Here is a 19827-nt window from a genome sequence, read left to right on the forward strand (position 1 = left end):
CAGGCGCCGAACTCTGTGATGTGAACTATTCGCAGGGGTTGAAGTGGATTACTGTTGAGGGGTGACGAATTACAGATTCGAGAACTTCCAGCCAGCTTTCGACAAGACCACCGGGGAACCCGATGAGCGCACGAAGGGCTATTTCGCCTCGACGAGCGTGGGCTTCCACGATGTTCGGTCGACCGATCCCGCGCTGAAGAACCGTGTCGAACGCGCCATCGCCGACGGTCGCAACCTCACCGCGGTCTACGCCGATCAGGAATACGACCACGCCCTCGACTCCTCGATTCCGGTCGCGACCTTCGCGTGGTTCGAGAAGCTCGTCAACGTCGGCGGCGGCAGGCTCGTCCCCGGTCACCTCATCACCTGGGTGACGGTCCGTCCCACCCATCGCCGGCGCGGCCTGCTGCGGTCGCTGATGACGACCGACCTCGCCGAGGCGAAGGCCGAGGGCTACCCGTTCGCCGCGCTGACCGCGACCGAGGGCGGAATCTACTCCCGGTTCGGCTTCGGGGTCGCGACCTGGGCGCACTCGATCGAGGTCGACACCTCCCCGGGCTTCAAGATGGTCCACGAACCCGACCGGCGCGTCGAGATGTGCCTGCCGAGCGAGCTGCGGGAACTCGCGCCGAAGATCTACGGCGAGTTCATGCGCACCTCACCCGGGGCGATGGAACGACAGCAGACCTACGTCGAACGCGCCACCGGGGCGCTCAACACCGATACCGGTGAGGAGGACCGCGGCGTGCGCGCCGCCCTGCACTTCGACGAGTCCGGTGAACCCGACGGCTACGTGTCCTATAAGTTCGCCGGCTGGTCGAAGAACCCGCCGACGATCGACCTCATCGACTTCGTCGCCGTCACCGACGCCGCCTATTCCTCACTGTGGTCGTTCCTCGCCGCCATCGACCTCTCGACGAAGGTGACCTTCGGCGAATCGGCCGAGGACTCGCCGCTGCCGTGGCTGCTCACCGACTCCCGCCGGGTCAAGACCGTGTCCACCGAGGACAACATCTGGATCCGCATCCTCGACGTCAAGGCCGCCCTCGAGGCCCGGCCCTGGTACGTGCCGGGGACGCTGACGCTTGAGATCGACGACTCGCTCGACCTCGCCGGCGGCCGCTACACGATCACCTCCGACGGTGAGAACGCCGTGGTCGAGAAGGCCCCGGACTCGGCTCAGGCCGACCTGTCACTGGGCATCGCCGAGCTCGCTTCCCTCTACCTCGGGGGAGCCGACCCGGTGATCCTCGTCCGGGCCGGTCGAATCGACGAGAACGTCCCCGGTGCGGCCGTGCGGGCCAGTGCCCTGTTCAGCCTCGGGCGGATGCCCTACTCGCCCAACGGGTTCTGAGGCGGGGTTCGCATCTGAGTCCCGGTCGGGCCCGTCTGCTGTCGCGGCGGGTTCCCAGATTCTGAGACTTTGTGAAAGCATTCACAAGGTCTCATAAGATGGACGCGTCCCGGACGCAACAGGAGGAATTCAGTGCCCAAGCCCATCGTGCTCATCGCCGAAGAACTGTCACCGGCCACGATCGATGCCCTCGGAGGAGACTTCGAGATCCGCCACACCGAAGGTGCTGACCGCTCCCAGCTGCTCGAGGCCATCGTCGACGCCGATGCGATCCTCGTCCGCTCGGCCACTCAGGTCGACGCCGAGGCGATCGGGGCGGCCAAGAGCCTCAAGGTCATCGCCCGCGCCGGAGTCGGACTCGACAATGTCGACGTCCCGGCAGCCACCTCGGCGGGTGTCATGGTCGTCAACGCACCGACCTCGAACATCGTCTCCGCGGCCGAGCTGACGATGGCCCACATCCTCGGCTCCGCACGCTACTTCGGTGCCGGCAACACCTCGCTCAAGGCGGGGGAGTGGAACCGGAAGAAGTACACCGGCGTCGAACTCTACGAGAAGACTCTGGGCATCGTCGGACTCGGCCGGATCGGCGGCCTCGTCGCCGAACGTGCAAAGGCCTTCGGCATGCGCCTGGTCGGCTACGACCCCTACATCACCCAGTCGCGCGCCGCGCAGATGGGCGTCGAGGTCATGGACCTGCCGGGACTGCTCGCGGTGTCCGACTTCGTCACCGTCCACATGCCCAAGACCCCGGAGACCATCGGCATGATCGGTGCCGAGGAGTTCAAGACGGCCAAGCCGGGTGCCCGGTTCATTAACGTCGCCCGCGGCGGCATCATCGATGAGGCGGCCCTCGCCGAGGCGGTCGCGAACGGCGAGGTCGGCGGCGCCGGCATCGACGTGTGGAGCACCGAACCCCCGGAGCACTCGGCACTCATGGAACTCGACGCCGTCAACGTCACGCCCCACCTCGGCGCCTCCACCGAAGAGGCCCAGGAGAAGGCCGGCGTGGCCGTCGCGAAGTCCGTGCGCAAGGCCCTGGCCGGGGAACTCGTCCCCGATGCGGTCAACGTCGCCGGCGGCGCCATCCACGAGGACGTGCGCCCGGGCATCCCCCTGGCCGAGCGTCTGGGTCGGGTCGTCAACTCCCTCGCCGACTCCTCGGTCACCCACTTCAAGGTCGAGGTCAACGGCGAGATCGCCGACAAGGACGTCTCCGTCCTCAAGCTCTCGGCGCTCAAAGGCCTGTTCAAGGACGTCGTGTCCGACCAGGTCTCCTACGTCAACGCCCCGCTGCTGGCCGAGGAGCGGGGGATCGGCGTCGAACTGAGCACCGATCCGTACTGCGAGTCCTTCCGCAACATCACCCGTCTGACCGCGACCACGAGCTCCGGGCAGCGGATCTCGGTGTCCGGCACCGTGACCGGGCCGAAGCTCGTGCAGAAGCTCACCGAGGTCAACGGCTACGATCTCGAGATCGAGCTCACCGACAATCTGCTCATCTTCCTCTACGAGGATCGTCCGGGCATCATCGGTCAGCTGGGATTGGCGCTCGGCGCCAATGAGATCAACATCGCTGGCATGCAGGTCTCGCCGTCGTCCGAGGGCAGCCAGGCGCTGTCGGTGCTCGCGGTCGACTCGGCGGTCTCCGAGGAAGTCGTCAAGGCCGTCGCCGGTGCGGTCAACGCCTCCGCGTTCAGCGCGGTGTCACTGACCGAGGACTGACCTCGGTCGAACCCGGTCGGGCCGGTCTCGGCTCACGGCCCGACCGGAGGCTTGATCGACAACGCCCGGTCGTCAAGCTTCGATCGTCAAGGCCCGGTCATCTCTGCAGAGTCATCTCTGCCGCGGAGATGGCCGGGTCTTCGCGTTCTGTGACTTCGTCGTCATCCACGTCCAGAGCTCATCGGCGAGCACGGCCGCCGAGATCCCGATGAGGGCGCCCGCGATCGTGTCCGAGAGCCAATGGACCTGCAGTGCGGTGCGCGACCACATCATGACAAGCACCCAGGCCAGCGCCAGAAGCATCGACCAGTGGAAGCGCAGGCGCGGCAGCGCGCCGTCGCCTGGCTCATCGTGCGAGACGAGTGTGAGCATGCGCGAGCGTGCGACGATGATCGCAAGGCTCACCGCCAGTGCTGCTGCGCCCATCGAATGCCCCGAGGGGTAGGACCAGCCGAGGGAGTCGTAGAGCTGATCGGTGGGTCTGATCCGGGTGACGACCGCTTTGAGCAGCTCCGAGAGTACGATGCCGATGAGCATCGCCGAGGCGAGGAATCCCGCTGTTCTGAAACGTCGGAACAGGACGAAGACGGCGATCAGCAGACCGGTGCAGATCACAACCCCGGTGCCCCCGCCCACCACGGCGAGGATCACCGCCAGATGGTAGGGGGCAGTGCCCGGAGTGAGGCCGACGATATCCAGCCACGCCCGGTCGACCAGTGTCGGGCCGACGACGTCGAGGTGCAGCCAGAGTCCGAAGGCAGCGACGAGCAGGATCGCGGGCAGTGTGGACAGGAGCAGCCACGTGGGCTGTCGGATCGTCTGCTGTGGCCCGTGTGCTGGTCCGCCCGGCTCGTCCGGTCCGAGCGGTTCGGGCGGTTCGACCTGTTCGCCTGGTTCGCCCGGCTCGTTCGAGCCGGACGAACCTTCCGGACTCAAGCGTTCCAGAGGCCGTAGGTGTCGGCCAGGGAGGCGATCTTCTTCGCACGGGCCAGACGCGGCAGGTACGAGCCGTCGGTGATCTCCGAGCCGCCCTCGGCGGCCGCGAGCATCTGGCGGGCCCAGTGGCGTTCGTCCTCGCTCGGGCTCATCGAATCGTTGAGGGTGTTGACCTGGTCGACGGTGAGGACGAGCTTGCCGGTCATGCCCATCATGTGGGTCACCTCGGCGTCCTTGCGGACCTGCTCGTCATCGGCATCGGCGGCCGAAGGACCGTCGATGGCACCGGGCAGCCCGCCCATGCGGGAGGCGATGGTCAGCCGCGAACGGGCGTAGGCCAGGGCCATCGGGTCACCGGAGAAACCGGTGTCCTTGCGGAAGTCATTCGTGCCGAAGGCGATGCGGAAGGTGCCGGGGGCCTCGGCGATCTTGGTCGCGTTCTCGACTCCGTGCGCGGATTCGAGGAGGGCGATGACGGGCAGGCCTGCCTTGGCGCGCATGGCGGTGTATGAGACCTGCTCCGGACGCTCGGTCTCGGGCAGCATGACTCCGCGCAGGCCGGGCAGCATGGCGACCGCAGCGAGATCGTCGTCCCAGAACTCCGAACCCATCTTGTTGATGCGCACCCACGCGGACATGCCGTTCTCGAGGGCACGGACGACGTTGTCGCGGGCTTCGAGCTTCTTGTCATCGGCCACGGAGGCTTCGAGATCGAAGATGACTGAATCCGCTTCGGAGGTCTGTGCAGGGGTGAACAGCTCCTCCTTCGCCGCATTGACGAGCAGCCAGGAGCGAGAGAGTTTGGCGGGAAGGGCTGCGGCTCGTGCGTTGCGGATGGTGTCTGTCAATGATCGACTTTCTCTCGGGAGACTGGATTTGCCGCCCCTGCGGGGTTTGTCGGGGTGCTATCTCCATCTTCGACTCTTCTGCGACGATTGTGTAGTCCGGAGCCGGGTTTGCGGCGTGAAATTGTTCATGTTCTCACTGTGCGTGAACCGTGCACCCACCGCGCCGCACCGTTCCCATCGCAGATCCTCTTGCCGGCGGCCGTTCGGCCGCGGCCGGGTGCCGCCCGTCGGTGGTGTCCGAATAGTAGGACGTGCTAGTTGTATCGTGAGATGAGTTCTAGTCTGTGACCATGAAGTTCTCAATCGCAGTCATGCCCGGTGATGGAATCGGCAACGAAGTCGTCCCCGAAGGTCTCAAGGTCCTCCAGCGTGCCATCGAGGTCTCCGGCGACCCCGTGGAGCTCGAACTCACCGACTACACCGTCGGCGCCAAGCGCTGGCACGAGACCGGTGAGACGCTCACCGACGAGGAGCTCGAATCCCTGCGGGGCCACGACGCCATCTTCTTCGGCGCCTGCGGTGACCCGAGCGTACCGTCGGGAGTGCTCGAGCGCGGAGTCATCCTGAAGATGCGCTTCGGCCTCGGCCACGCGGTCAACCTGCGTCCCTCGAAGCTCTTCTCCGGTGTGACCAGCCCCCTGGCGAACCCCGGCGCGATCGACTTCGTCGTCGTCCGCGAAGGCACCGAGGGCTCGTACACCGGAATGGGCGGGTCGGTGCGGACGGACACTCCCAACGAGGTGGCCACCGAAGTCTCGGTCAACACCTGGTACGGCGTCGAGCGGGCAGTGCGCGACGCCTTTGAGCGCGCGCAGTCGCGGAACAAGAAGCTGACCTATGTGCACAAGCACAATGTCATGGTCCACGCCGGACACCTGTGGCGCCGCGTCGTCGAGAAGGTCGGCGCGGAGTACCCCGAGGTCGCCGTCAACTACGAGCACACCGACGCCTGCACGATCTACATGGTCACCGACCCCACCCGCTACGACGTCATCGTCACCGACAACCTGTTCGGCGACATCCTCACCGACCTCGCGGCAGCGGTCACCGGCGGCATCGGCCTGGCCGCCTCCGGCAACCTCAATGTCGAAGGCACCGCGCCGAGCCTGTTCGAGCCCATCCACGGCTCAGCTCCCGACATCGCCGGCAAGCAGATCGCCGATCCCACAGCCTCGATCCTCTCGGCCTCGCTCATGGCCTCTCACCTCGGCCTCGACGTGGTCTCGAAGTCGATCGAGGCCGCAGTGGAAGCCGACCTCGCGGACCGCGACGGCACCAAGCGATCCACCACCGAGGTGGGCGACGCGATCGCCGCCCGCTTGGGCTGAGGTCACCTCAGCTGAGCCCACTCGGGCCGAGCTCACTTGAGAACGTGGACCGAGCTCACCCGGACCACGCTCACCCAGGCCGAGCTCACGTGAGCCGAGCCCGGTTGAGAACCGGGGCCGAGCCTCTCTGTCGGGGACGACGGAACGAGGGGCCGCCTCGGCGAACGAACACACCCGACCGAACGGTCAGGGGCCATCACCCCGGTGCGACGTGCACCGGGGTGATGGACTACCCTGGCAGTGTCACTCATCACACATGAGAAAAGAGTTCCGATGACTGAATTTGCCGTTCTTAAGAATCTCCAGCCGCAACCCGAGCTGGTGCGCGAGAACATCAAGAAGGACCCCGGATTCGGGAAGTACTTCACCGATCACATGGCTCACATCCGTTACACGATCGACGATGGTTGGCAGGCTCACGAGGTCAAGCCCTACGGTCCACTCGTGCTCGACCCCGCGGCCGCGGTCTTCCACTACGCGCAGGAGATCTTCGAAGGCCTCAAGGCCTACCGGCACGCCGACGGCTCGGTGTGGACCTTCCGTCCCGAACGCAACGCCGCGCGCATCAATCGCTCGGCCGAGCGCCTCGCGCTGCCGCAGCTGAGCGAAGAGGACTTCATCAACTCGCTCAAGGCGCTGGTCTCGCTCGATCAGGCATGGGTGCCGACGCCGGAGTCGGAAGCCGATGAGTCGAGCCTGTACCTGCGTCCGTTCATGATCGCCACGGAGCGATTCCTCGGCGTGCGGGCCAGCCACGAGGTCGACTACTACGTCATCGCCTCCCCGGCGGGACCGTACTTCGCCGGCGGCATCAAGCCGCTGTCGATCTGGCTCTCGACCACGCTCAACCGGGCCGGCGCCGGCGGTACCGGCTTCGCCAAGTGCGGCGGCAACTACGCCTCCTCGCTGGTGCCGACCAATGAGGCCGCGGTCAAGGGCTGCCAGCAGGTGCTCTTCACCGACGCCGAGGAGAACAAGTACATCGACGAGCTCGGCGGCATGAACCTCATGCTCGTGACGAAGGACGGGAAGCTGCTCACCCCGGGTCTGAGCGACACAATCCTCGACGGCGTGACCCGTCGTTCGCTGCTCGATCTGGCACCGCAGCTCGGCCTGGAGCCGGTGGAGCGGAAGATCGAGGTCGAGGAATGGCGTGAAGGAGCGGCCAGCGGCGAGATCGTCGAGGCCTTCGCCTGCGGCACCGCCGCCGTGATCACTCCGATCAGCAAGCTCGTCAGCGAGGACTTCACCATCGACCATGGTGAGACCGCCGGCGAGAAGACCATGGAGCTGCGCAAGACGCTGCTCGATATCCAGTACGGTCGCGCCGAGGACACGAACAACTGGCTGGTGCGCCTGGCCTGAGGCTCGGGCTTCGCGCGCTGAGCTGAGTTCGGAGCAGAGTTCTGGCGGGCACCGCTGGCGGGGCGGGCACCGCTGACTGGGCAGATGCCGCTGACGGGGCGGGCATTGCGACATTGATCGCGGTGCCCGCCTTCGTCACATTCTGGCCACTGCACCCGCTCCGTGATCTCGGGCGGTCTCGACCGGCCTCCCATTTACTCAATTCTGCGTTAAATGGGGTACTGTGTGGTCGTGTCCACCACCACCTCGGCGTCTGTGCCGACCGCCTCCGAAGTCATCGCCCACCTGCCGTGGAAATGGCGCACCCAAGGTGCCATCTTCCTCATCGGCGGTCTGGGATTCATGTTCGACGCCTGGGACGTCGCGCTCAACGGATTCCTCATTCCGCTGCTCAGCGATCATTGGGACCTCAGCGTCGGCCAGGCCGCATGGATCGCCACAGCCAATCTCATCGGCATGGCCTTGGGCGCCTTCATCTGGGGAGGCATCGCCGACGTCATCGGCCGGAAGAAGGCCTTCACCCTCACCCTCCTCGTCTTCTCGATCTTCACCATCGCCGGCGCGTTCTCTCCGGCCTTCGGATGGTTCATCCTCTTCCGCTTCCTCGCCGGTTTCGGGCTCGGCGGATGCATCCCCGTCGACTACGCCCTCGTCGGCGAGTTCACGCCCAGCCGTCACCGTGGGCGGGTGCTGACCGCGATGGACGGCTGGTGGCCGATCGGTGCCTCGCTGTGCGCCTTCGTCTCCGCGTGGCTGCTCGGCTTCGGCGACTGGAGGCTGATCATGCTCGTTATGATCGTGCCTGCCCTGCTCACCGTCGCGGTGCGCTTCGGAATCCCAGAATCACCTCTCTATCTGGCCTCGGTCGGCCGTTATGCCGAGGCCGACGCCGTCATCGCCCGCCTGGTGAAGCGCACCGGCGCCGAGGTGAGCGAGTGGACCCATGACGCGCCCGGTGTCGCTGGTGGCATCGGTTCTGCTGGTGCCGGTGCTGCGGGCGCCGGCGGAGCTGCTGGTGCTGTCGGCGCCGCTGGTACCGCGAGTGCTGCGGGCGCCGGTCAATCTCCGTCTGCCGCCCCGGTCAGCAGGCATCTCCGAGCCGCCACCGGGCAGTTGGTCCAACTCTGGCAGCACTCGGCCAAGACGACTCTCGTCTCGTGGGCACTCTTCGTGTCCGTCCTCCTTGTCTACTACGCGGCACTGACATGGCTTCCCGGGATCCTCAAGAAGCAGGGGCTGGCGGATCAGGCGGCGTTCCTGGTGACTGGTTCGATGACTGCAGTCGGCATCCTCGGCGTCGTGGTCTCTGCGCTCATCGTCGAGCGCTTCGGACGCAAGTGGGTACTGGGTGTGACGTCGATCATCGCGGCCGTGCTGCTCGTCGTCTCGGCGGTGTTCATCGAGGCCTCCGGTGCCGAGCTCACGTGGAGCGCGAGGGCAGCCATCATCGGCTTCGGCTTCGTCGTGCAGATCGCGATTCCGACGCTCTACACCTACGTCTCCGAGCTCTATCCGACGCGGCTGCGCGGTTCCGGCTTCGGCTGGGCCTCCGCCGCGTCGCGAGTGGCGACGGGCATCGCTCCGCTCGTATTCGGCGCCTTCATGTGGCCGGTGCTCGGACTGACGCTGACATTCGTCCTCACCGGACTGCTCGTCGTAGTCGCGGTCGTCCTCATGGGACTGCTTGCGCGTGAGACCACGGGGGAGCGGCTGAGCTAGGGCTCTCCGGCTTCGCTCGTTCGGAATGGGAGGGCCGGCGGCGCCCCGTCGGAACGGGACTCTCCGCGCTCGTCCGCGCTGACCGGTTGTCCCCACCTTCGGCCTCTGACCTCGGGCGATGCTCGCCAGAAAAGTCATGTCAGTGCCGAGGTCTAGTGTGGTGGGCATGGAAGCAGAGACGGTTTCAGATACAGTCGCCGAGATACATCGGTGGCGTGAAGAACTGTCCTCTCTGCCGCCAGCGGCGACCGAGGCCGAGGCCATCGACCGGATCACCGCAATCGAGGAACTGAACTCGACAAGCGCCGCCATCCAAGCACGAGAAGCACTCACCCTCGACATGCTGCGCAGAAATCGCGAATCCGTTGACGGGGTGCCTAGTAAGAAGCAAGGGCGTGGGCTTGGGGCCGAGGTCGCCCTGGCCCGCCGGGTCTCACGGGCACGAGGCAGCGCCCTGCTCGGCTTCTCCCGCACTCTGATCATGGATATGCCCAACACCTTCGCGGCGCTGAAGAGCGGGACCATCTCGGAGGAGAAGGCGCGCATCGTGGTCAAGGAGACCACCTGGCTGCCCCGCGAGAAGCGACAGGAAGTCGACGAGCGGATGAGCGAGCGCCTCGCCGAAGTGGGTATCCGTCGTCTCGGCAACGAAGTCCGTGCGCTGGCGCAGAAGCTCGATCAGAAGGCGGCGGTCGATCATCTCGAACGACGCACCGAAGAGCGTACTGTGACCGTGCGTCCGGCACCGGGGAACATGGCCTACCTGACCGCGCTTCTGCCCATGCCGCAGGCGGTTGCGGCCTATGCGAACCTGAGCAGGTCGGCGCAATCCCTGATCGGGACCGGCCAGGCCGAGGGCAACTCGCAGTCCCAGCTCATGGCAGATCTGCTCGTTCAGCGTTTGACAGGGCAAGAGGGCGCCGAGGCGATTCCGACCGAGGTGCATGTCGTGATGAACGAGAGCAGCCTCTTTGCAGCGGGTGAGGACCCTGCCTGGTTCCCCGGGTTCGGGCCGATACCCGCAGAGTCGGCCAGGAACTTCGTGGCCGCGAACGAAGCAGAGGTGTTTCTCCGCAGGCTCTACACGAGGCCCACTGACGGACAGCTCGTCCGCATGGACTCGAGGCGCCGCGAGTTCACCGGACTGCTTCGACGTATGGTCATCATCCGCGACGATGTCTGCAGATCACCCTGGTGTGAGGCGCAGATCAAGCACGCCGATCATGTCGATTCCTTCGCCGGTGGGGGAGCGACCGGGTGGGACAACGCGTCAGGTCTGTGCGCAGCCTGCAACTACGCGAAGGAACTCACCGGCTGGCGCCACGAGGCAACTGCCGACAGGTTGGTGGTCACCACACCCACCGGACACAAATATGGGGCCGGGACCCATGCGATCGCACCGCCGGATCCCAAATACGTCGAAGGCGAGGTAGTCGATGAGTTCGTCGTCGAGAGTTCGACCGGACCGCCGGGACCGGGATCGACCGGACCGCCGGAGCCGGGTGCGGCCGGCGCACCGGAGTCGGAACCACTTGGCCCACCGGGGACGGAAGCGCACGGGCCACCGGGACCAGAATCCGCCGGGCCGAAGAATTCGAATGTGCCAGACCGGTTCGATTCGGAGGTCATCCCCAGGTGGCTGGCGATTCCCCGGTTCGGCAGGAAGCAGAGCTCGACCGTCGAAATCTTCGGTCGGACCATCGGCGTAGATATGTGGTTCAGGGAGGAATTGCGTCCTCGCCCCGACGGAGGACCGAGTCCGGCCGAGCGACTCCTCACCAGGCGATTGCAGGAAGCCGGACACCGAGAGTGATCAGGTCAGCGGCGAGGGAGACCAGGGCAACGGGATGTGACGGAATGTCACCTCGAGTTCAATCAACTGCTCTTGGACATGGCTAGTGTGGGAGCTATGAACGATGTGTCCGCGACGGTCAAGTCCTCGCCGCTCTCACACGGTCGAACGGCCACCTGAGATCGTTCGCCTACGGACATTTCTGGTCCTGGCAGGAACAGAACTACTCATGGGCCTATGAAATTGAACGAGAGCCTGGGCGATGCCGCCCCTCACCTCGAATGGACCTATGCGCTCAACCTGCTGGCGCGCGATCCCGACTGGAAGTCGACCGGGATCGGACGGCGCACCCTGGAAGGATGGCTCGGGGGTGTCAGCGGATACGCCTGCTGGCTGCAGACCGACGACATCGATTCGCCCGCTCGGCGAATCTACAGCAGCCTCGGGTTCGTCGAACTCGGACACGGACCGCAGGCACCGAACGGACAGCCGGGGCTCGTGATGTTCCGTCCGCCTGTACTCTGAATCGTGCTCTTGAATGCTGAATGCTGAACGCTGAACGCTGAACGCCGAACGCGGACCCGGCACCTGCTCAGCTCGGTGAGGCTTTGCCTACGCGCCAGTACCCGCAGAAGGTGATGTTCGACTTCGGGATGCCAAGGTCGTTGACCAGGTGCCGCCGTGTGCCGGTGGCCAGAGCAGACTCCCCGACGGCGAAGGCATAGAGGCTCTCGGCAAGAGGAAGCCCACGCAGCGTGGGCAGGGCCTGCGAACCGGGGGGCGCGTCCGGATCGCGAATCACCCATCGGACGTCCATCCCGTCGGGTGCCTCGACGTCCTGCTTGTCACGTTCGTCGAAGATCTCGATGATGGCGTCGCCGACGGCCTCGCGAGGCATGTCCCGCAGAATTCCCAAGGCCGCCGGCATACCGCTCTCATCGGCGACGATGAGCGACTTCTCGGCCGGCACGGGGGACCAGCCGCAGCCCTGATCGATCAGGGCGACCGGTGAGCCGGGTTGGGCAGTGGACGCCCACGGCCCCGCCACGCCCTCCGTGCCGTGGACGACGAAGTCGATATCGAGCTCGCCGGTGCCTTCGTGGAATTGACGGACGGTGTAATTGCGAATGACCGGGCGGGTGCCCTTGGGCAGAGTCAGGAACTTCAGCAGACCGCCGAATCCGAATCGCTGCGGCAGATTGTCGAGTCTGTCATTCGTCCGGACCGGGAGAGCCAGACGGAACCACTGGTCGAAGCCTCTGTACGCAAAGCTGCCCAGATCTCCACCGGCCAGAGTCACACGGATGATATGCGGACTCACACGATCCGTCCGTTTCACCTCGGCGAGGATGAGCCCCGAATCGGAATGGGAGACGGAGATTGTGGGCATGATCGGTTCCCTTCGCTGCCGCAGAAGGTCCGACGGCAGAGATGAATAGGTGAGGCTTACCTCATGGACAGTAGACAAAGCCGGTTTGAGAAGTCAACAGGTCCGACGATCAACCGATAGCATGGCCCCATGCGCAACGATGGAGCACAGGACCTCAGCCCAGAACCCGAGGATGAGAACCTCTGGCTCGAAGACATCCACGGCGAGAAGCAGCTCGCATGGGTCAAAGAGCAGAATGCGAAGACGCTCGACCGCTTCCGCGACGGATTGTTCGACTCGCTCGCCGGTGACCTCCGCACGGCTTTGGACTCCGATGACCGGATCCCGATGGTCGCCAAACTCGGCGACCACTACTTCAACTTCTGGCGCGACAAGACCAACCCCAAGGGCGTGTGGCGTCGCACCACGTGGGAGAGCTACCTCACCGAGTCACCCGACTGGGAGATCCTGCTCGATCTCGACGAGCTCGGCCGCGTCGAAGAGACGCCGTGGGTGTGGGCCGGTGCCATGGTCCGACGCAGCGACCGCCGCAGGGCGCTCGTCCTTCTCTCACCCGACGGCGGGGACGCCCACCGGGTGCGCGAGTTCGATCTTCAGTCGAAGACCTTCGTCGACGGCGGGTTCAACATCCCTTCCGCCAAGACGCGTCTGGCCTGGCTCGACGACGACACTCTCCTCGTCGCCACCGAGACCGACGAAGACTCATTGACCACCTCCTCCTACCCGCGCCAGGCCCGCGTACTCAAACGCGGACAGGACGTGAGCGAAGCGCAGATCGTCGCCGAGGTGCCCCGCGATCACGTTGCCATCTTCCTCGGCAGCGATATCAGCCCCGAAGCGGAGCACACCGACCGAGCGGTCATCATCGACGCCATCGACTTCTTCAATACTTCAACGAGCGTCCTCGACATCGACGAGGTCAGAGGAATGGACGGGGCGCTCTCCCAGGAGCCATCCGCATGGGAGAAGGCGCTGACCACCGTCGACGTGCCCAGCAACGTAGAAGTCGGTGTCGAACGCGACTTCGTGCTCTTCCGCCCCCAGTCGGAGTGGAACAGTGAGACCGTCACGGTGCCCGCCGGAGGACTCGCGATCGCCGACATCGCCGAGGTGCGCGCAGGCACCATCGCCCCGCGCGTGATCTTCGCACCCGATGCCCACACCGCGCTGCAGTCCTTCACCTGGACCAGGGGCTTCCTCGTCCTCGAACTGCTCTCCGATGTGCAGTCGGAGCTGGTCGTCCTCGACCCGAACGACGATTTCTCCGCCCGCCCCCTGTCCGGAGTCCCCGCCAACCACATGGTCGGGCTCGGTGCCGTGGACCGACACGACGAGTCGACCGCCAACGACTTCTGGATGATCAGTACCGGATTCCTCACACCGTCGACACTGTCTCACGGCCGCCTCGGCGAGGACGGCTTCGACGCCGAGGTGATCAAGTCCGCCCCGGCGCTGTTCCCGGCCGAGGGCCTCAGCGTCGAACAGCACTTCGCCACCAGCGCCGACGGCACGAAGGTGCCCTATTTCCAGATCGGGGCCGAAGGCCTCGAACTCGACGGTGCCAATCCCACCCTCCTCGACGGTTACGGCGGCTTCGAACTCAGCAGAACCCCCGCTTACTCGCCCGTCGTCGGCATCGGATGGCTCGGTCGAACCACCTCGGCGGGTCGACGCGGCGTCTACGTGCTCGCCAACATCCGCGGCGGTGGGGAATACGGGCCGGCATGGCACACCTCGGCGATGCGGGAGAACCGGATGCGCTGCTACGAGGACTACGCGGCAGTCGCCCGCGACCTCATCGACCGGGGCGTGACGAGTCCGACGAGCCTGGCCTGCGCCGGCGGATCGAACGGGGGACTGCTGGTGGGCAACATGCTCACCCAATATCCGCAGCTCTTCGGCGCAATCTCCTGCGGAGTTCCGCTGCTCGACATGCGCCGCTACACGAAGCTCAGCGCCGGCTACTCGTGGAAGGCCGAATACGGGGATCCGGACGTGGCCGAGGACTGGGAATTCATCCGCGCCTTTTCGCCCTATCACCTGCTCGCAGACGACACCGACTACCCGCCCGTGCTGTTCTGGACGGCCACCTCGGACGACCGAGTCGGACCCGTGCAGGCGCGGAAGATGGCCGCCCGGATGCAGTCGAAGGGAGTCGCAGACGTGTGGTTCTACGAAGACACCCAAGGTGGGCACGCGGCGGCCTCGGACAATGAGCAGACCGCGTTCACGCGAGCATTGAGCTATCGCTTCCTGTGGAACACGCTGACAGGCGAGTGAGCAGGGGAGTGCCGGGAGGAATGGTCAGGGCGTGAGCGGAGAGTGAGCATGACTGTGACGGCACGAGTGAGCGATTTCACAGCCTCCGGGCGCCGCCCGAGCGTAGCGTTGGCATCATGACGAACGAGAATCAGCGCTTTCACGGCGAGTACAAGGTCATCGGCGGCAAACTCGTGGTCGCCGATGTGGAGACCGACGGCACGGTCATCACCGGGGTGAAGATCTCCGGCGATTTCTTCCTCGAACCCGAGGAGGCCTACTTCGATCTGGCCCCGGCACTCGTGGGGGCCAGCGTCACCGCGGACAACGCGGCTCTGCGACAGCGTCTCGACGCCGCGCTGGCCGGCTATGGATCCGAGCTGGCCATGCACGGATTCTCCACCTCCGACATCGCCACGGTCGTCCGTCGTGCGCTCGGCTCGGCGGCGAACTTCACCGACTTCGACTGGCAGGTCATCCGCGGTGAGGTCCTGCCCACCCAGCTCAACGTCGCCCTCGACCAAGTGCTCCTCGAAGAGGTGGCCGCCGGCCGACGCAAGCCGACCCTGCGCTTCTGGGAATGGGAAGATACCGCCACCGTCATCGGCGCCTTCCAGTCCTACGTCAACGAACTGCGCCCCGAAGGCGTGGAGAAGCACGGAGTGCAGGTCGTGCGCCGCATCTCCGGCGGCGGAGCCATGTTCATGGAGGGCGGCAACTGCATCACCTATTCGATGTTTGTCCCACCCGCCCTTGTCGCCGGGCTCGACTACGAGGAGTCCTATGTCTTCCTCGACCAGTGGGTGCTCGCGGCGCTGAAGAGCCTCGGCGTCGAAGCCTTCTACAAACCCATCAACGACATCTCGTCGACCGGGGGCAAGATCGGCGGCGCCGCCCAGAAGCGGCTGCGCGACGGGACCCTGCTCCACCACGCGACGATGAGCTATGACATCGATGCCGACAAGATGGTCGAAGTCCTGCGCATCGGGGAAGCGAAGATCTCCGACAAGGGCGTCTCGAGCGCGAAGAAGCGCGTCGACCCCCTGCGCAGCCAGACCGGTGAGGCCCGCAAGGACATCATCGACGTCATGGCCGCCACCTTCGCCGACCGCTACGGGGCGCACTACGACACCTACACCGAGGCGGAGCTGGAGAAGGCGCGCACCCTCGTGGCCGAGAAGTTCGGCACCGAGAAGTGGACGCACAGGGTCCCGTGAGTCGACCCCACCCCGCCGAGGCGGTCGTGACCTCCGGCTCAGGGTTCCGCGGCAGGATCGTCGCCCTCGGCGGAGGTGGGTTCTCGATGTCGGTGACCGGGGAATCGGCGATCGATGATTGGCTGCTGGCGGCGGCAAACAGGCCTTTGCCCCGCGTCTGCTTCGTGCCCACCGCCTCGGGCGACAGCCCCGATTACATCCGCCGCTTCGAAGCCGCCTTCGCCGATCGTGCCGAAACCCATGTGCTCTCACTGTTCGGGCAGAGCTACTGGGATTACCAAGACCCGCGGATGCTGCTCGACATGGACCTCGTCTACGTCGGCGGCGGCTCGACGGTGAACCTGCTGGCACTCTGGCGCCGTCACGGCGTCGTCGAGATCATGCGCGAGGCCGCCGCCTCGGGCACGATTCTCTCGGGCATCAGCGCCGGAGCCAACTGTTGGTTCGAAAGCTCCTCCACCGATTCCTTCGGGCCTCTTGCCCCGCTCACAGACGGACTGGGATTCCTGCCCGGCAGCGTCTGCCCGCATTTCCACGGTGAAGTCGGACGGGCGGAGAGCTTCCGCACCTGGATCGCAGAACAGGCACTGCCTGGCCCCGGCCTCGGCATCGACGATGGTGCCGCCGTAGTCCTTGACGATGGGGTGGCCACCTCGGTGATCACGGAGTCCCCGGACGCGCAGGCGCACTGGATCACGAGTCCGGGCCAGCCGCCGGGGCCCGGTAAGCCGACAGTGCTGGGCCAGCCACCAGGGTCGGACCAGACGGCTGCCTCCGACCGCATCACCGGACCGGACGAAACGATTGACCCGGAACTGCGGAATCACCTCGGCGAGCGGAGCCCTGAACTGTAGGATTGGGAGTCAACCACGTCGTCCCCTGCACGAGGAGAACCATGCGCCAGGTCGAACCGTCCGTAGAACTGCTCGCGAAGCCCAGCATCGACTGGGAGTCGATGAGGACATACCTCGACGAGGTGGGCGGAACGTCCTGGGCGGATCGAGTCGAAGGAGCCGATTCCCCCGACGCCGAGGATCTCCTCGAGTTCTCCGGACGCATGTGCTACCGGTCCTGGGAGCCCGGACTCAACCCGAACGTGTCCCGTGTGCGCACCGATTCCGCCCAGTACCTGGGTAATGTCATCGCCTCGCAGCACGGTTCCGTCCTCGAGCACGCGAACTTCACCTTCGTCCTCCACAACGTCTCCCGTGTCCTCACGCATGAGCTCATCCGCCACCGCGCGGGATCCGCGTTCTCGCAGGAGTCCCTGCGCTATGTGCGTCTGGCCGACATTCCGTTCTGGTTCCCCGAATGGGCCCGCGAAGACTCCGAGCTGATGGAGCGCAGCCTCAAGGTCCTCGACACCCTCGAGGAGCACCAGAAGTGGATGGCCGAGCACTTCGAACTCGACGAGGAGGGCACCAAGTTCTCCCACAAGAAGCACATGACCTCCTTCATGCGCCGCTTCGCCCCCGAGGGCCTGGCCACCGGCATCGTCTACACCGCGAACCTCCGCTCCCTGCGCCACGTCATCGAGATGCGCACCGCGAAGGGCGCCGAGGAGGAGATCCGGCTCGTCTTCAACAAGATCGGTGAGGCCATGCTCGAAGAGGCCCCGGCGATCTTTGACGACTACGAAGTCGTCGACGGGGAATGGATCCCCGGCACCCGCAAGGCCTGAGCCCGGCACCAGCAGGGGGTCGAGCCCGACCCGCAAGGGCTTCAACTCCACCCGCAAGCCCCGAACAAAGCAAATACTGAGAAGGATCACGTCATGGCTGACATCCACACGGCAGAGCTCAACCCGGGAAAGCTCGAGATCATCACCGAATGGGTGGCCGAGCAGGACTGGGCCGCTGGGCTCGATCTCGACGCCGCACCGCTGGAGAAGGTCAGCGCCTATCGGTTCGACGACCCGGCAGGCAAGGTCGGCCTCGAGGTCCATATCGTGCGCAGCGGCGACCGGACGCTCCAAGTGCCGTTGAGCTATCGCGAAGCCCCGCTCGAGGGCGCCGAAGAGCACCTCATCACGACCATGGAGCACTCGATCCTCGGCACGCGCTGGGTCTACGCGGGAATGGGCGACCCGCTCTTCCGGCAGCGTCTCGACCACGCGATCGCCACCGCCGAGACCTCGGCGAAGCAGTACCGGGTCGACGCCGAGGGCAACAAGCTCGAAGAGATCACCGAGGTGGCCCACGCCTTCGGCACAGGCCCCCTGCCCGGAGCCGGCGACGTCGACCTGCTCCACGAACTCACCCTCGACTCTCCGCTCGAAGCCACCGAGGCAGGACTCCTGCTGGGCCGCTGGGAGGGCCAGCCGCATTCGGTCGTCCTCGCCGTGATGGTCTGAGGCCCGGATGGCCGAGAACTGCATCTTCTGCCAGGTCGTCGCAGGTGAGGCACCGAGCGCGCCGATCGCCGAGACCGAGACGACCTTCGCGTTCATGGACATCCAGCCTGCCTCCGACGGGCATCTGCTCGTCATCCCGAAGGCCCACAGCACGGATCTGCTCGACATCCCGGCCCAGGATCTCGCCGAGGTGGCCCTCGAGTCCCAGCGGATCGCCCGATCCGTCGTCGAAATCTGGGGTGCCGACGGGGTCAATCTGCTCAACTGCTGCGGGGCCGATGCGTGGCAGTCGGTGTTCCACTTCCACATGCACGTCATCCCGCGCTACCGGGATCAGACGAAGGACAGGCTGCGCCTGCCCTTCGAACCCGGTGTGCCCGGTGACCACGAAACCATCAGGGCGCTGGCGGCCTCGCTGCGACCCGCGCTGGAGACGTGACCGCGACGACCATCACCGACCGAGGTCGATGATCGTCATCCCGGCCGCCGGACCCGCCAGCGGTCCGGCCGCGGGGCCGGCATTGTGGCCCATCGCCTCCATCGCGGCGGGCGCCTCATCGAGGCCGATGATGTTCGTGACCAGATCCTGAGGACACAGGCTGCCGGCCATGACGAGCTCGAGGAGCTCCGGATACTCAGCCGCAGCCATCCCATGTGAACCGAGGACGCTGAGTTCGAGCCCGATCACCCGCGGCATGTCGAACACCGGAGGGCCGGCCAGCAGACCGATCTGGACGTGCTTGCCCAAAGGCGCCAGGGACCCGATGGCCGCCCGGATCGTGTCCTCCCGACCCAGCGCATCGACCGTCACCGCCACACCGTCGGGACAGTCATCGGAGAACTGGGCGACCACCTCGGCGGACAGCTCCTCCGGGCTCAGGTCCGATGCGTTCACGGTCCTGCTCGCCCCGAGCCGGCGAGCCCGGTCGAGGGCGGCATCATTGACGTCGACGGCCACCACCTCGGCGCCGATCGCCCGCGCGATCATGATCGCCGAGAGTCCGACCCCGCCGCAGCCGAACACCGCGACAGTCTCACCCGCTTTGAGCTCGGCGCGCACCCGGAGCCCGTGGAAGGCGGTGGCGAACCGGCATCCCAACCCGACGACGCTCGCAGCGGGCAGATCTTCGGGCACCGCGACGAGGTTGACGTCGGCGTGGTGGATGACGACCTGATCGGCCCAGGACCCGAAATGAGTGAACCCCGGCTGGGTCTGGTTCGGGCACACCTGCGCATTCCCGGACTCACACCATTGGCATGCCCCGCAGCCGCAGACGAAGGGCACGGTCACCCGCTGACCGACGTGGAAATCGCTGACGGACGATCCCGCCGAGGCGATCCGACCGACCAGCTCATGCCCGGGAACATGGGGCAGGGCGATCGTCGAATCATGACCTGACCAGGCATGATGATCGCTGCGGCAGACTCCGGTGGCTTCGACGTCGATGATGACGCCGGAATCGGGAGCCGTGGGGGAGGCGATCTCCCGGAGCTCGGGACGGACGGAGAACTCTTCGAAGACGATGGCACGCATAGCGACG

17 protein-coding genes are annotated in these 19827 nt (G+C 65.9%); 13 read left to right on the forward strand and 4 right to left on the reverse strand.

The genetic code is table 11. The features are described from left to right. Positions 1-61 precede the first annotated feature (61 nt). Positions 62-1354 (forward strand): GNAT family N-acetyltransferase, encoded by a 1293-nt coding sequence (locus tag ACH82I_RS16715; protein WP_413334230.1) that lies wholly within the window; start codon positions 62-64, stop codon positions 1352-1354. Between the two features lie 132 nt (positions 1355-1486). Next, on the forward strand, positions 1487-3079 hold the full coding sequence (gene serA / locus ACH82I_RS16720; RefSeq protein ID WP_230744998.1) for a phosphoglycerate dehydrogenase: 1593 nt from the start codon (positions 1487-1489) through the stop codon (positions 3077-3079). Positions 3080-3190: 111 nt separating this feature from the next. Here serA and ACH82I_RS16725 read toward each other — a convergent pair whose 3' ends face one another. Next, positions 3191-4015, reverse strand: coding sequence for a phosphatase PAP2 family protein (locus ACH82I_RS16725; RefSeq protein WP_413334233.1), 825 nt, complete (start codon positions 4013-4015; stop codon positions 3191-3193). Continuing rightward, positions 4012-4863, reverse strand: coding sequence for an HpcH/HpaI aldolase/citrate lyase family protein (locus ACH82I_RS16730; protein ID WP_230745000.1), 852 nt, complete (start codon positions 4861-4863; stop codon positions 4012-4014). Before ACH82I_RS16730 ends, ACH82I_RS16725 begins: the two co-directional genes overlap by 4 nt. A 290-nt stretch (positions 4864-5153) precedes the next feature. Here ACH82I_RS16730 and ACH82I_RS16735 point away from each other — a divergent pair, with 290 nt between their 5' ends. From ACH82I_RS16735 to ACH82I_RS16755, 5 genes are all read left to right on the forward strand, one after another. Beyond that, positions 5154-6191 carry a 3-isopropylmalate dehydrogenase gene (locus tag ACH82I_RS16735; RefSeq protein ID WP_413334235.1) on the forward strand — a complete coding sequence of 346 codons (1038 nt, stop codon included), beginning with the start codon at positions 5154-5156 and terminating at the stop codon, positions 6189-6191. A gap of 273 nt (positions 6192-6464) precedes the next feature. Then, positions 6465-7556 carry a branched-chain amino acid aminotransferase gene (locus ACH82I_RS16740; RefSeq protein WP_413334237.1) on the forward strand — a complete coding sequence of 364 codons (1092 nt, stop codon included), beginning with the start codon at positions 6465-6467 and terminating at the stop codon, positions 7554-7556. Positions 7557-7787: 231 nt separating this feature from the next. After that, positions 7788-9275, forward strand: a complete 1488-nt coding sequence (locus tag ACH82I_RS16745; protein WP_413334238.1) for an MFS transporter — start codon at positions 7788-7790, stop codon at positions 9273-9275. Between the two features lie 166 nt (positions 9276-9441). Then, complete coding sequence (locus tag ACH82I_RS16750) at positions 9442-11088, forward strand: DUF222 domain-containing protein (RefSeq protein WP_413334240.1); 1647 nt, start codon at positions 9442-9444, stop codon at positions 11086-11088. 216 nt (positions 11089-11304) lie between these two features. Beyond that, positions 11305-11592 carry a hypothetical protein gene (locus tag ACH82I_RS16755; RefSeq protein WP_413334242.1) on the forward strand — a complete coding sequence of 96 codons (288 nt, stop codon included), beginning with the start codon at positions 11305-11307 and terminating at the stop codon, positions 11590-11592. 67 nt (positions 11593-11659) lie between these two features. Here ACH82I_RS16755 and ACH82I_RS16760 read toward each other — a convergent pair whose 3' ends face one another. After that, positions 11660-12457 (reverse strand): siderophore-interacting protein, encoded by a 798-nt coding sequence (locus ACH82I_RS16760; RefSeq protein WP_413334244.1) that lies wholly within the window; start codon positions 12455-12457, stop codon positions 11660-11662. Positions 12458-12586: 129 nt separating this feature from the next. Here ACH82I_RS16760 and ACH82I_RS16765 point away from each other — a divergent pair, with 129 nt between their 5' ends. The 6 genes from ACH82I_RS16765 (at position 12587) to ACH82I_RS16790 (ending at position 18725) form a co-directional block, all read left to right on the forward strand. Further along, positions 12587-14737 (forward strand): prolyl oligopeptidase family serine peptidase, encoded by a 2151-nt coding sequence (locus ACH82I_RS16765; protein WP_413334246.1) that lies wholly within the window; start codon positions 12587-12589, stop codon positions 14735-14737. Between the two features lie 116 nt (positions 14738-14853). Then, complete coding sequence (locus ACH82I_RS16770) at positions 14854-15933, forward strand: biotin/lipoate A/B protein ligase family protein (protein WP_413334248.1); 1080 nt, start codon at positions 14854-14856, stop codon at positions 15931-15933. Beyond that, positions 15930-16787: a Type 1 glutamine amidotransferase-like domain-containing protein gene (locus tag ACH82I_RS16775; protein WP_413334250.1), complete on the forward strand. Its 858-nt coding sequence runs from the start codon at positions 15930-15932 to the stop codon at positions 16785-16787. Before ACH82I_RS16770 ends, ACH82I_RS16775 begins: the two co-directional genes overlap by 4 nt. Before the next feature lie 41 nt (positions 16788-16828). Beyond that, positions 16829-17614 (forward strand): FAD-dependent thymidylate synthase, encoded by a 786-nt coding sequence (gene thyX, locus ACH82I_RS16780; RefSeq protein WP_413334252.1) that lies wholly within the window; start codon positions 16829-16831, stop codon positions 17612-17614. Between the two features lie 93 nt (positions 17615-17707). Then, positions 17708-18286: a CG0192-related protein gene (locus ACH82I_RS16785; RefSeq protein ID WP_413334254.1), complete on the forward strand. Its 579-nt coding sequence runs from the start codon at positions 17708-17710 to the stop codon at positions 18284-18286. A gap of 7 nt (positions 18287-18293) precedes the next feature. Beyond that, a complete protein-coding gene (locus tag ACH82I_RS16790) occupies positions 18294-18725 on the forward strand; it encodes an HIT family protein (protein ID WP_413334256.1) in 432 nt (143 codons plus the stop codon). A gap of 12 nt (positions 18726-18737) precedes the next feature. On the opposite strand, the gene ACH82I_RS16795 is transcribed toward ACH82I_RS16790, so the two are convergent. Continuing rightward, a complete protein-coding gene (locus ACH82I_RS16795; protein ID WP_413334258.1) occupies positions 18738-19820 on the reverse strand; it encodes a zinc-binding dehydrogenase in 1083 nt (360 codons plus the stop codon). Between the last annotated feature and the right edge of the window lie 7 nt (positions 19821-19827).

It is taken from the genome of Brevibacterium sp. GP-SGM9 (genome assembly GCF_047300845.1).
Taxonomy (GTDB): Bacteria; Actinomycetota; Actinomycetes; order Actinomycetales; family Brevibacteriaceae; genus Brevibacterium.